The 11,850-nt window shown below is 68.5% G+C and carries 10 protein-coding genes; 1 reads left to right on the forward strand and 9 read right to left on the reverse strand.

The annotated features are described in order from the left end of the window. The first annotated feature begins 316 nt into the window (after positions 1–316). On the forward strand, positions 317–1,078 hold the full coding sequence (locus tag FHW79_RS10760; RefSeq protein WP_183178916.1) for a response regulator transcription factor: 762 nt from the start codon (positions 317–319) through the stop codon (positions 1,076–1,078). Here FHW79_RS10760 and FHW79_RS10765 read toward each other — a convergent pair. The 9 genes from FHW79_RS10765 to FHW79_RS10805 form a co-directional block, all read right to left on the reverse strand. After that, positions 1,059–1,577, reverse strand: coding sequence for a response regulator transcription factor (locus FHW79_RS10765; protein ID WP_183178917.1), 519 nt, complete (start codon positions 1,575–1,577; stop codon positions 1,059–1,061). The genes FHW79_RS10760 and FHW79_RS10765 overlap by 20 nt on opposite strands. A gap of 124 nt (positions 1,578–1,701) precedes the next feature. Further along, positions 1,702–3,138, reverse strand: coding sequence for a UDP-glucose/GDP-mannose dehydrogenase family protein (locus FHW79_RS10770; RefSeq protein ID WP_183178918.1), 1,437 nt, complete (start codon positions 3,136–3,138; stop codon positions 1,702–1,704). A gap of 80 nt (positions 3,139–3,218) precedes the next feature. Beyond that, the gene (locus FHW79_RS10775; RefSeq protein WP_183178919.1) at positions 3,219–4,226 is read right to left on the reverse strand and encodes an NAD-dependent epimerase/dehydratase family protein; all 1,008 of its coding nucleotides are present in this window, start codon (positions 4,224–4,226) and stop codon (positions 3,219–3,221) included. Positions 4,227–4,253: 27 nt separating this feature from the next. Further along, on the reverse strand, positions 4,254–5,333 hold the full coding sequence (locus FHW79_RS10780; RefSeq protein WP_183178920.1) for a GDP-mannose 4,6-dehydratase: 1,080 nt from the start codon (positions 5,331–5,333) through the stop codon (positions 4,254–4,256). 58 nt (positions 5,334–5,391) lie between these two features. Then, positions 5,392–6,636 carry a glycosyltransferase family 4 protein gene (locus tag FHW79_RS10785; RefSeq protein WP_183178921.1) on the reverse strand — a complete coding sequence of 415 codons (1,245 nt, stop codon included), beginning with the start codon at positions 6,634–6,636 and terminating at the stop codon, positions 5,392–5,394. Positions 6,637–6,834: 198 nt separating this feature from the next. Continuing rightward, the gene (locus FHW79_RS10790) at positions 6,835–7,641 is read right to left on the reverse strand and encodes a WecB/TagA/CpsF family glycosyltransferase (protein ID WP_183178922.1); all 807 of its coding nucleotides are present in this window, start codon (positions 7,639–7,641) and stop codon (positions 6,835–6,837) included. Then, on the reverse strand, positions 7,638–8,717 hold the full coding sequence (locus FHW79_RS10795) for an NAD-dependent epimerase/dehydratase family protein (protein ID WP_183178923.1): 1,080 nt from the start codon (positions 8,715–8,717) through the stop codon (positions 7,638–7,640). The genes FHW79_RS10790 and FHW79_RS10795 overlap by 4 nt, the downstream gene beginning before the upstream one ends. Positions 8,718–8,768: 51 nt before the next feature. Continuing rightward, complete coding sequence (locus FHW79_RS10800; protein ID WP_183178924.1) at positions 8,769–10,355, reverse strand: undecaprenyl-phosphate glucose phosphotransferase; 1,587 nt, start codon at positions 10,353–10,355, stop codon at positions 8,769–8,771. 76 nt (positions 10,356–10,431) lie between these two features. After that, on the reverse strand, positions 10,432–11,379 hold the full coding sequence (locus FHW79_RS10805; RefSeq protein WP_183178925.1) for a UDP-glucuronic acid decarboxylase family protein: 948 nt from the start codon (positions 11,377–11,379) through the stop codon (positions 10,432–10,434). Positions 11,380–11,850 lie beyond the last annotated feature (471 nt).

Below are 11,850 nucleotides of genomic sequence, written 5' to 3' on the forward strand. Positions count from 1 at the left end.
GATCCCACCCCACAGCCGGGGCGAGGAAGGCTGTCATCCGCCCGCGTCTGCTCCGCCACCGAAAGAACAGGCCCGAACGGCACAAGTCAGAAAACAGCCTGCTCTGACCAATGGAAAGGCCACAGGGACAAGATCGTGCGCTTCCGGACGGCGACCATCGAAACCTCTCCGGAAAACACGGGATTCAAACGGAAACACTTCAAATAGGAGGTAAAGACGAAGTCCGACATAGTTACTTCTGCGCGGGATTGACGTTGACGAGCGCTTGGGTGCAGCGCAGCATCAGACCAGGGAAACGGGTCGGGAGACAGGCCTCATGGCATCGAGCGGGAAGGCGGCTCCATCGCCCTGCGCCGCCGCGCGCGGCGGCCCGGCGGTGAACGGGCGCCGGGGCATCGCGGCCCTCCTCCTGGATGAAACGCCGCTGACCCGTGAAAGCCTGTCCGCCGGCCTCCGCCTGCGCGACCCGACCCTGCAAATGCGGACCGCGGCGTCGCTGGGCGAGGCAAAGGCGATGCTCGCCTCTGGAACGCCACCCGCCGTCGTGCTGTGCAACATCCTCAGCCTGACCCCGCCGAACGGCAGTGTCCTGGCGACGTTGCGCGACGTTGCTGGTGCCTTCGGCGGCACGCCGTTGGTCGTCCTGTCCGACGGCGAAGAGGTGGATTTGCCGTTGGAAGCCAGCCGGCTGGGCGTTCGGGGATGTCTGCCGACCAGCGTCGGCCTCGCCGTCGCCCAGGAGGCGCTCCGTCTCGTGGCGGGCGGCGGCACCTTCTTCCCCTCCCCCTTCCTCCACCGCCTGATGCAACGTTGCGAGGCCGCGGCAGAGGACCCGCCCGCGCCGCCCGGGGGAGCGGCGCTGACCGCGCGCCAGCGCGGCGTGCTGCAACGGCTGCGCGAAGGGAAATCGAACCGGGTCATCGCGCAGGAGCTGGGAATCAGCGAGAACACGGCGAAGGTCCATGTCCGCGGCATCCTGCGGGCGCTGGGCGCCGCCAACCGCGTCGAGGCCGTGCGCAAGGCGTGGCAGTCCGCCGAGCCGGCCGCTCGGGAGCCGTTCAGCCAGGATCGGGGCTGACGGTACCGCCACCGTGGATCAGTCGCAGGGCGGCGATCACCTCGGCCAGCGGCATGCGCCCGCTCAACACCCCGCGCAGCCCGAGGCGCGCCGCGGCGGCGTCCACGGCCGCGCCGGGGCGGTCGGCCAGAATGGCGACGGGGGGATGGGAGCCGCCGACCGCAAGCGCGTCCAGAAGCTGGCCGACGCCGCCCTTGGCCGGGTCGGCGCGCCCGATGCTCACCAGAACCACGTCGGTGCCCCGCAGGGCGGCTGGAAGGTCGGCCAGCGCCGCGGCGCTGCGCCGGTGGCTGACCGCCACGTCCGGTGCGAAAGCATTGATGGCGGCGGCGAGGCTTTCGCCGAACAGCGCGCGGTCGTCGATCAGCAGCACGGCGATCGGCGCCCGCCCACCGGTCCGCCCGTCCGGGTGCGGAGAACGGGCGCCGCCCCGCGCACCGGACGGCGCACGGGGCATGAACTCTCGACGGATGCCGGCCAGCGCGTCCAAGCCAATCATGGCTGCGTCTTTCGGAATCGGGAGATCCCAGCCGGCACCCCGTGCCGGGCCGCCGCCGCCGGGGCGGGGACGGCCCGTTCAGGGCGCCGGTGCGTGGCCGGAATCGGCCGGCGTCGCGCCCGCGTCAATCCGCCAGGTCGGAGGCGGCGGCCGCAAGCTGTCCGGAGAAGGGCAGGACACAGGAGTCCGCCGCGAAGCCGTTGCTGAGCAACATGGCCTCCGCCGCCTTGCGCCGTTTCGCCGCGTCCGGCCGCGCGTCCCGCCGTCCGACGGAGCAATAGTGGAATCCCGCCGCCGCCATGGCCGCCGGCGTGTAGACGTTGCGCAGATCGACCATCACCGGGCGGCGCATCAGGCTGCGGACGCGGCCCAGATCCAGCGCCCGGAACTCGTTCCATTCCGTCAGGATGGCGACGCAGTCGGCCTCGGCGAGCGGAGCGTAGGCGTCGTCGTGCCAGACCACGCCGGGCAGCAGGTGGCGCCCCTCCTCCATGCCGGCGGGGTCGTAGACGTGAACCGTGGCGCCGGCCTCCTGAAGCAGCGGGATGATCTCCAGGCTCGCCGCCTCGCGCATGTCGTTGGTGTCGGGCTTGAAGGTGATGCCCAGCACGGCGATGCGCTTGCCCTCCGCGTCCGGTCCGCAGGCCTGGAGTATCCGCCCGGCCATCAGCCGCTTGCGCGCCCGGTTCACGTTCACCACCGTTTCGATCAGCCGGACCGGCGCGCCGTGCTGCCGCCCGGTGCGCACCAGCGCCTCGGTGTCCTTGGGGAAGCAGGAGCCGCCGAAGCCCGGCCCGGCGTTCAGGAAGGAACGCCCGATCCGCGCGTCCATCCCCATGCCCGCCGCCACGTCCTGAACGTCGGCCCCCACCCGCTCGCACAGGTCGGCCACCTCGTTGATGAAGGTGATCTTGAAGGCCAGGAAGGCGTTGGCCGAGTATTTGGTCAGCTCCGCCGTCTCGATGCCGGTGCGCACGAAGGGCGTCCCGGCGCGGATCAGCGGCTGGTAGAGGGCGTCCATCACCGCCCGCGCCCGGTCGGAGTCGGCGCCGATCACCACGCGGTCGGGCTGCATGAAGTCGCCGATGGCCGAGCCTTCGCGCAGGAATTCCGGGTTGGACACCACGTCGAACTCGGCGCGCGGGTTGATGTCCCGCACGATGGCGGCGACCTGCCGCCCGGTGCCGACCGGCACGGTCGATTTGGTCACGATGACGGTGTAGCGGGACATGGTCCGCGCGATCTCCGCCGCCGCCGCGTGGACGTAGGTCAGATCGGCCCCGCCGTCGCCGGGGCGGGAGGGCGTGCCGACCGCGATCAGCACCACGTCGGCCCCCTCCATGGCGACCGCGAGGTCGGACGTGAAGGACAGACGATCCGCCGCCATGTTGCGCGCCACGAGGGCGTCGAGGCCCGGTTCGTAGATGGGGATCTCTCCGCCCCTCAGGCGCCGGATTTTCGTTTCGTCCTTGTCCACACAGCACACGTCGATGCCGAATTCGGCAAAGCAGGCGCCGGACACGAGGCCGACATAGCCGGTCCCCACAACAGCGATCCGCATCATTCCACTCCTGTTGCTTGATGGCGTTGCCGAAGCCATCCCTGGCCGGCTCGAAGGTTGGCCGGCTTGAAAATTGGCCATCAGGCCACGGCGCGCTCCGCCACGCCGTTTCCCGGACCGCTTTCCAGCCCGTTCTCATGGCCGTTCTCGCGGAGCGCCCAGCGCACGGTTTCCGCCAGCCCCTGCTCCAGCCGGGTGCGCGGCGTCCAGCCGAGCACCGCCCCGGCGTAGGCCACGTCCGCCTGCACGCTGCGCTGCTCGCCCGGACGTTCGGGGTGGTAGAGCACGGGATGGTCCGCCCGCGTCCGGCCGAGCGCCCCCAGCGCGAGGTCGGCCAGTTCGCTGATGCTGGTCTGCCGCCCGCTGCCGAGGTTGAAGATCTTCCCGTGGCTGGCCGGGTTGTCGAGCGCGCCGACCCAGGCGTCCACCACGTCGTCGATGAAGACGAAGTCGCGGGTCTGCTTGCCGTCGCCGTAGATGCGGATCGGCTCGCCGCGGATGATGTTGCCCAGGAAGATGCCCAGCACCCCCTGGTAGGGGTTGTCCACCGCCTGCCGCGGTCCGTAGACGTTGTACATGCGGAAGGAGGTGACGGCCAGACCGCCCGGCAGGTCGGGCCGCGCCGCGGTCAGATGGACGTAGCGCTCGCCCGCGTATTTCGTCACCCCATAGTACGACACCGGGGAGCAGGGCGTTTCCTCCGGCGTCGGCACCACCTCGGCGTTGCCGTAGGCGCTCATCGAGCTGGCGTAGAGAAGGCGCTTCACCCCGCGCTCCACGCACTGCTGGAGGACGTTCACCGTCCCCTCCACGTTGGTGCGCAGGTCGCCGACCGGGTTGCTGAAGGCGCGGATGATCGACACCTGCCCGGCGATATGGATCACCGCGTCGGGCACCTCCTCGAACGCCCGGTCGAGGTCGGCCGGGTTGGTGACGTCGCCCAGGATGTAGCGCACCTCCGCCGGCACGTTGGCGCGCAGCCCGGTGGACTCGTTGTCGATCACCGTCACCCGGTGGCCGAGCGACACGAGGCGGTGCGTGATGTGGGAGCCGATGAAGCCGGCCCCGCCCGTTACAAGCACGTCCATAGGTTCCTCCACCGCACAGGGGTCGGGTTACGCGCTGAGGGCGATGCGGCCCGGTTCGAACTGGGCTTGGTCCGTGGGCAGGCCGTTCTGCGCGAGATAGCTGTCCGCCCAGTCCCACAGGCGGCGGATGCCGGTGTCGCGGTCGACCTGCGGGCGCCAGCCGAGAACCTGCTCCGCCTTGCGGATGTCGCTGACGTAGCAGGGCTGGTCGCCGGGCCGCCAGTCGGAGAAGTCGGCCTCCACCGGCTTGCCGCGCAGGGTGGACAACATCTCCCCGAACTCGCGCCAAACCGAGATGGTGTTCTCCGGCCCGCCGCCGATGTTGAAGACCTGCCCGCGGCTGACCTCGATCTTCTCGGTGGCGAGGCGGAAGGCGCGCACGAGATCCTCGACGAACAGCACGTCGCGCACCTGCATGCCGTCGCCGTAGATGTGGATGGGCCGCCCGCTCAGCGCCGAGATGATGAAATGCGCGACCCAGCCCTGATCCTCGTTGCCGAACTGGCGCGGGCCGTAGATGCAGCTCATCCGGAAGACGACGGTCGGCAGGTCGTAGATGCGGGCGTAGTCGCGCACATACTGGTCCGCCGCCCCCTTGGAGCAGCCGTAGGGCGAATGGAAGTCCAGCGGTTCCGCCTCCGAGACGCCGAGCGGACGGTCGACGAAGCGGTAGCGGCTGCCGGTCTGCTCCACCGCCACATGCTCCAGCCCGCCATAGACCTTGTTGGTCGAGGTGAAGACCACCTTCGGCGGGTTCTTCATGCGGCGGGCCGCCTCCAGCACGTTGAAGGTGCCGAGCGCGTTGATGTCGAAGTCGGTGCGCGGATCGTCCAGCGACGAGGTCACCGCCACCTGACCGGCGAGATGGTAGACCTCCTCCGCCCCGGCCATGCAGGATTTGACGGCGGTGAAGTCCCGCACGTCGGCTTTCATGAAGGTCAGGCGGGAGCCGGCATTGAGGGTTTGCAGCCACGCCGCGTTCCGCTCGCTGCCCGGCCGCAGCAGGGCGTCCAGGACGACGACGTCGCGCCCGTCCTCCAGCAGGTTCTTGACCAGATTGCAGCCGACGAAGCCGGCCCCGCCGGTCACGAGCGTTTTGCCTTCCATAGGATTCTTCTCCATTGCTGCGGCTTTTACCGGTTGGGCAGAGGGTGTCAGGCTGGGTTCAGGCGGCGTTGAGGACGGCGGCGCCCGCCGGGCGGCGGATCACCGCGTCGTAGAGCCGGTGGGTCTCGGCGGCAGCGGCGGCCCAGTCGAAGCGCTGGGCGGCACGCAGGCGGCCGTGGCGGCCCATCCGCGCCCGCCGCTCGGGGTCGGTGGCGAGCTGCTCGACGGCGGCGCGCAGGGCCAGCGGGTCGCCCGGCTCCACGATCACCGCGCAGCCGTCGTCGACTTGATGCGGGATGCCGCCGACCCGGGTCGTCACCACCGGGACGCCGAAGGCCATCGCCTCCAGGATCACGTTGGGGAAGGTGTCGGCCAGGGTCGGGAAGACGAACAGGTCGGAGCGGCGGAACATGGCGGCGACCTCCGCCTCGGCCAGATTGCCGGTGAGGTGGATGGTCTGCTCCGGCCCGCAACGGCGCTGGTAGGCCTCGTAATCGACAAAGTCGCGCTTCTCGCCGCCGACGATCAGCCGGAACGGCATCGACAGTCCCACGAAGGCGTCGAGCAGCACGCCCAGCCCCTTGTTGGCCGTGTGGTTGGCCAGGAAGAAGGCGGTGACCGGACCGCCGTTCTCCTCCCGCTCCGGGATGCCGAATTTGCGGTGAATGTCCTGGTCCGCCGGGGTGGGTGCGCCCCAGTCGTTCGGGCGGTCCACGCCGTAGGGGATGACGGCGATGTCGTCCCCGGTGAAGCCGAAGCCGCGGACGATGGGCAGATCGACGGGCGAGATCGCGCAGATCGCCGCGGCGTTGCGGACGACATAACGGACCGGGCGGTCGATCAGCAGGTCCCAGGCCAGCCGCCGCGCCGCGTCCATGCGCCGGAAGGCCGCCGGGTTGCCGATCTCCACGAAGCCGTGGGTGGACACCACATAGGGCACGCCCTTCGCCACGCAGGCGCGGGCCACCCGCATCATCTCCAGCGCCGGGATCGGGTTGTGGATGTGCACCAGATCGTAGGAGCCGTGGCGGATCAGTGCCGGGATGCTCGACTGGTAGAACAGGGTCTTCGCGCGGTTGGGCAGCATGGAATCCAGCCCGGCGAAGGGGCTGGAGGTGCGGACGTCGATCCGTTCGCCCGGCTTGCCCGGGTCCATCGGCACCCGGCTCGCCATGCCCATGTTCGCGATGTCGATGCGGTCGTGCGCCTGCAGCGCGACGCTCAGCTTCTCCGCCGCCTTGCTGGCGCCGCTGACCGCCAGATGGGGCGGCACGACGATCGCCGACAGGATCTTCAGGCTCATCGCAGGAATCCTCGACTGTCATGGAAGCGCGGGCCGCATCGGTCGCGGTTCAAGGCGCTGTTCCGAGGTCGTTCAAGAAAATCCACTGAAGCCGCACCGTTTCATTTTGAAAACGGCAACCATAACCGCAGCATCGGAAGGATTTTCATTTTTAATAACGGTACTTTCTTTTGACAATCACCAAACAACAGTCACCGCCTAGCCAAATCGAAGCTCTCCTTTCGGACGCCGCGCCTGGCCGCTGCGGACCAGCGGCATCTGCACCGCCTGGCAAGCCAGCAGGAACAGGAAAGCCGGATTCAGCATGACGTAGCGCCGCCACAGCCGCCGCGGTTCGGTGGACAGCCGGAACAGCCATTCCAGGCCGGAATTCTGCATCCACATCGGCGCCTGCGGCTGTTTCCCGCCGATGAAGTCGAAAGCGGCCCCGACCGCGATCAGCGGCATCGACAGCGCCGCCTTGTGCTCGTAGACCCAGGTTTCCTGGCGCGGGCAGCCCAGCCCGACGAAGACGATCCGCGCACCGGACTCGATGATCTCACGGTCCACCGCCGCGCGCTCCTCGGCGCTCAGGGTGCGGAAGGCGGACGGGCGGGCGCCCGCGATGATCAGGCCGGGAAAGCGCTCCGTCAGCGCCGTGACCAGCGTGGCGAGCAGCCCCGCCGTGGCGCCGTAGAGGTAGATGGGCAACCCCTTCGCCGCCGCCGCCGCGCAGGTGCGCAGCATCAGGTTCGGACCGTAGACACGGTCCGGCAGGGCGGCGCCGTGCAGCCGGTTCAGCGCCCAGCGCACCGGCTGGCCGTCCGGCGTCACGAGGTCGATGGCGTTCAGGCGGTAGCGGTGCTCGGGGTCGAGCGCCCCGGTCATCACCCCGTGAACGGCGAGCGCGCTGACCGCGAAGGGCTTCTGCTGCTCCGCCGCGTCGATGATGGCGCGCACGCCGGCCTCGTAATCCACGGCGTTGACGTAGACGCCGAGCACTTCCTTTTTCCCATGGTCGATCATGCCACGGCCTCCACGCGCCAGCGGCGCCGATTGCTGTCGTGAATGTCGGTGAGGATGTTGCGCACGTCGTGCCGGATGTCCCAGGACGGGTAGTGGGAGCGGAACCGGTCGAGCGAGCTGACCCACCAGATGTGGTCGCCGATGCGGTTGGCCTCCTTGAAGGCGAGGTCCATCGGGCGCCCGGTGATCTCCTCGCACAGCGCCACCGCCTCCAGGATGGAGCAGTTGCTCGCCCGCCCGCCGCCGATGTTGTAGACCTCGGCGCTGCGCGGCGCGTCGTAGACGGCATGGAAGGCGGCGATCAGGTCGTTGCTGTGGATGTTGTCGCGGACCTGCTTGCCCTTGTAGCCGATCACATCGTAGCGGGTGCCGGTGACGGCGCAGCGCATCAGATAGGCCAGGAAGCCGTGAAGCTGCGTCGGCGAATGGTTCGGCCCGGTCAGGCAGCCGCCGCGGAAGCACACCGTCTTCATGCCGAAGTAGCGGCCATACTCCTGGACCAGCACGTCGGCGGCCACCTTGGAGGCGCCGAACAGGCTGTGCAGGGTGGCGTCGATCGACATGTCCTCGGCGATGCCTCCGGCGTAGCGGTGCGCCGGGTCGATCTCGTAGCGCGTCTCCGTCTCGATCAGCGGCAGGCGGTTCGGCGTGTCGCCGTAGACCTTGTTGGTCGAGGTGAAGATGAACACCGCGTCCGGGCAATGGCGCCGCGCCGCCTCCAGCAGGTTCAGCGTGCCGTTGGCGTTCACCGAGAAATCCATCTGCGGATCGCGCGCCGCCCAGTCGTGCGACGGCTGGGCCGCCGTGTGGATGATCAGGGAGATGGCCGATCCGTGCCGCTCGAACAGCGCGTCGATGGCCGCGGCGTCGCGGATGTCGATGGCGTGGTGGCGGTAGCGCTGGCGCAGCGTCTGCTCCAGGGTCTGGCGCTGCCACGCGGTCGAGGCCTCGTCGCCGAAGAAGGTGCGCCGCATGTCGTTGTCGATGCCGACGACGTCCATTCCCAGCGCACCGAAATGCAGGCAACTCTCCGACCCGATCAATCCGCAGGAACCGGTGACAAGGGCGACGGACATGACGTCTAACTCCTTCACTGTTGTTCGTTGCTCTTTCAGGGTCTTCGCCGGTCAATAGGCGTTGCGGTCCCAGAAAAGGAGGAGGGCGGTGCGCACCATGATCTCGGCGTCCAGCCCCAGGGACCAGTTGTCGACGTAGTAGAGGTCGTGCTCGACGCGGCGGGCGGCGGTGTGGAGGTTGTCGATCTCGCCGCGCAGCCCGTTGACCTGCGCCCAGCCGGTGATTCCGGGGCGGACACGGTGGCGGCAGGCGTAGTTCTCCACCGCCTCGTGATACAGCACGTCCCCGGCCTTCATGGCGACGGGATGGGGCCGCGGCCCGACGATAGACATGTCGCCGCGCAGCACGTTGAAGAGCTGCGGCAGCTCGTCGATGCTGGTGCGGCGCAGGAAGCGCCCGACGCGGGTCACCCGCGGATCGTTGCGCACGGTCCGCTGTGCGCCCGACTGGTCGCCGCGGTCGGTGTGCATCGTGCGGAACTTCCAGATCTCGAATTCCTCGTTGTTGAAGCCGAAGCGCTTCTGACGGAACAGCACCGGGCCGGGGCTTTCCAGTTTGATGGCCGCCGCGGCGAGCAGAAGGACCGGCGCCAGCGCGGCCAGCGCCGCGCCGCCGATCAGCAGGTCCTCCGACCGCTTCAGCACGCCGCGCCAACCGGCCAGCGGGTGATGGATGACGCCCAGAAGCGGAACGCCCGCCGTCGCATCGACCGACAGGCCCGCGGTGCGGGCGATCAGCCGATGCGGCAGCAGGCGGACGTCCACCGCGAGGACGCGCAGCCGTTCCAGGATGTCGGTGATCTCGGCCTCGGCGCTCCAGGGCAGGGCCACCACCACGAGGTCGATGCGGTTCTTGCGCACCTGTTCGACCAGCCCGGTCACGCCTCCCAGCACCGGCACCCCGGCCAGCCGGGCGGTGGCCAGGGGCGGAGCGTTCACGGATGACGGCCGGTCCGCCGCGGTGGACACCGCGCCGACCACTTGGTAACCCGCCCCCTCCGTGCGCTGGAGCCGGTCCAGCCATTCGAGAGCCAGATCGTTGGTGCCGACCAGCAGGGTCCGCTGCCGCAGGCCACCGGCCAGATTCCAGTCGCGCGCCAGCCGGAGGAACAGACTGCGCAGCGCGGTCAGCCCGAAAAGGCCGAGCCCATACCACAGCCACAGCGTCCCCGCCGCCGCCGTGTCCAGCCGCCGCAGGTCCCCCATCACGCCAAGCATGAGGACCAACACCAGAAAAGCCGCCGTCCAGGCTCCGAACAGCGGCCCGATGGTCCGCCGCATCGCCTTGGGACGCAGGTTGCGGTAGCAGCCCGCGCTGTAGAAGCACATTAGCGACAGCACAGCCAAAGGACCAACCGCGGCGTTGAAGACGCCGGCGAAGGAGTTTACGGCGCCTGTAAACTGGGCCGGATCGGCCGGGGCGGCCCGCAGCAGGCGGGCGGCGACGCCCTCCGCCGCCAGCCCGGTCCCGACGACCATCAGCGCGTCCGCGACGACCAGCCCGCACAGCAGGGCGGGGGCGGAGGCCGCCGCGGCGACCGGCGACGCGGATTCGGGGCGCGGGCCTTGGAAGGCCATCTCCACGCGCGCGCCGTAGTCCGGCTTCGCCGAGCTGTCTCGTGAAGGGAGTTCGAACATCCGCCGTTCCCTGTTGGCCCATTCCCTGCCGCCGCACCCCAGCGATGCGGCGGCGCTGCCGGCTGCGTCGCCGCGCTCAGAAATAGGTCTTGGCGAAATAGGCGATGGTGCGCTCCAGCCCCTCTTCGAGCGGCACGTGCGGCATCCATTTCAGGTAGGCGTGGGCCTTGGTGATGTCCGGCTTGCGCTGCCGCGGGTCGTCCTGGGGCAGGGGGTGCCGCTCGATCCGGGAGCGCGAGCTGGTCATCCGGATGACGGTCTCGGCCAGTTCCAGGATGGTGAACTCGCCGGGGTTGCCGAGGTTGATCGGGCCGGTCACCGTCCCGTCCGTCTCCATCAGGCGGTGCAGCCCCTCGACCAGATCGTCGACGTAGCAGAAGGACCGCGTCTGCGACCCGTCGCCGTAGATGGTGATCGGATCGCCCTTCAGCGCCTGGACGATGAAGTTCGACACCACGCGCCCGTCGTTCGGATTCATGCGCGGGCCGTAGGTGTTGAAGATGCGCGCGACCTTGATCGGAACCTTGTGCTGCCGGTTGTAGTCGAAGAACAGCGTCTCGGCGCAGCGCTTGCCCTCGTCGTAGCAGGCGCGCGGGCCGATGGGATTCACGTTGCCCCAGTAATCCTCGCGCTGCGGGTGGACGAAGGGATCGCCGTAGACCTCGCTGGTCGAAGCCTGAAGGATCGTCGCCTTCACCCGCTTGGCCAGCCCCAGCATGTTGATGGCGCCGTGCACCGACGTCTTGGTCGTCTGCACCGGGTCGAACTGGTAGTGCACCGGCGAGGCCGGGCAGGCGAGGTTGTAGATCTCGTCCACCTCGACATAGAGGGGGAAGGTGATGTCGTGGCGTACCGCCTCGAACTTCGGGTTATCGAGAAGATGCGCAATATTCGAACGCGCCCCTGTGAAATAGTTATCGACGCACAGGACCTCTTTCCCGGCGGCCAGAAGACGCTCGCACAGGTGCGATCCGATAAACCCGGCGCCGCCTGTCACAAGAACGCGCTCAGTCGTGGACGTCATCGAGCCTCTCCATGGAGTTGACCAGGGGAATTCGCCCGGACAGCGGCGGCTTGCGGGGATGTCACGCCAAACCGCTTCCGCGATTATTTTAAAATCCAGCGTTGAGGCGCAGCGTTCAGCCAGACGATACGGACCGTCACTTGGCCCATTACGCGGGAATGCACGGCCATGTCTGGAATTGTGCGGTGTTTTGAAGCCTGAACCGGCTCCGCTGCACCCGGCAGACTGTGACCGGCGAGGCGTTGACCGTCAAACACGCGGACGGGGTATCGGCTATGATTATTTATGAGGGTCGCCGTCGTAAGCACAGCGACGGATGGGCCTTCTTTTTTTCAATTGTTGCGCAGCGTTATTCACGGTACTCGAAGTCTGTCCGGCAACGGTTGCAGCAGCGGAACATCACTGTCCATTCGGCTCCGGTCTTTAGAAGAAGGCCGGATTCTCGGTTATCTCCAAAGAAAACAAAAAGGG

Source organism: Azospirillum sp. OGB3 (assembly GCF_014192915.1).
Lineage (GTDB): Bacteria > Pseudomonadota > Alphaproteobacteria > Azospirillales > Azospirillaceae > Azospirillum.

Excerpts from the sequence above, each read along its gene's own strand:
- FHW79_RS10780 (WP_183178920.1), bottom strand. The coding sequence starts at position 5,333 with ATGGAAGGCAAAACGCTCGTGACCGGCGGGGCCGGCTTCGTCGGCTGC.
- FHW79_RS10775 (WP_183178919.1), bottom strand. The coding sequence starts at position 4,226 with ATGGACGTGCTTGTAACGGGCGGGGCCGGCTTCATCGGCTCCCACATC.
- FHW79_RS10785 (WP_183178921.1), bottom strand. The coding sequence starts at position 6,636 with ATGAGCCTGAAGATCCTGTCGGCGATCGTCGTGCCGCCCCATCTGGCG.
- FHW79_RS10795 (WP_183178923.1), bottom strand. The coding sequence starts at position 8,717 with ATGTCCGTCGCCCTTGTCACCGGTTCCTGCGGATTGATCGGGTCGGAG.
- FHW79_RS10800 (WP_183178924.1), bottom strand. The coding sequence starts at position 10,355 with ATGTTCGAACTCCCTTCACGAGACAGCTCGGCGAAGCCGGACTACGGC.
- FHW79_RS10765 (WP_183178917.1), bottom strand. The coding sequence starts at position 1,577 with ATGATTGGCTTGGACGCGCTGGCCGGCATCCGTCGAGAGTTCATGCCC.
- FHW79_RS10770 (WP_183178918.1), bottom strand. The coding sequence starts at position 3,138 with ATGCGGATCGCTGTTGTGGGGACCGGCTATGTCGGCCTCGTGTCCGGC.
- FHW79_RS10760 (WP_183178916.1), top strand. The coding sequence starts at position 317 with ATGGCATCGAGCGGGAAGGCGGCTCCATCGCCCTGCGCCGCCGCGCGC.
- FHW79_RS10790 (WP_183178922.1), bottom strand. The coding sequence starts at position 7,641 with ATGATCGACCATGGGAAAAAGGAAGTGCTCGGCGTCTACGTCAACGCC.
- FHW79_RS10805 (WP_183178925.1), bottom strand. The coding sequence starts at position 11,379 with ATGACGTCCACGACTGAGCGCGTTCTTGTGACAGGCGGCGCCGGGTTT.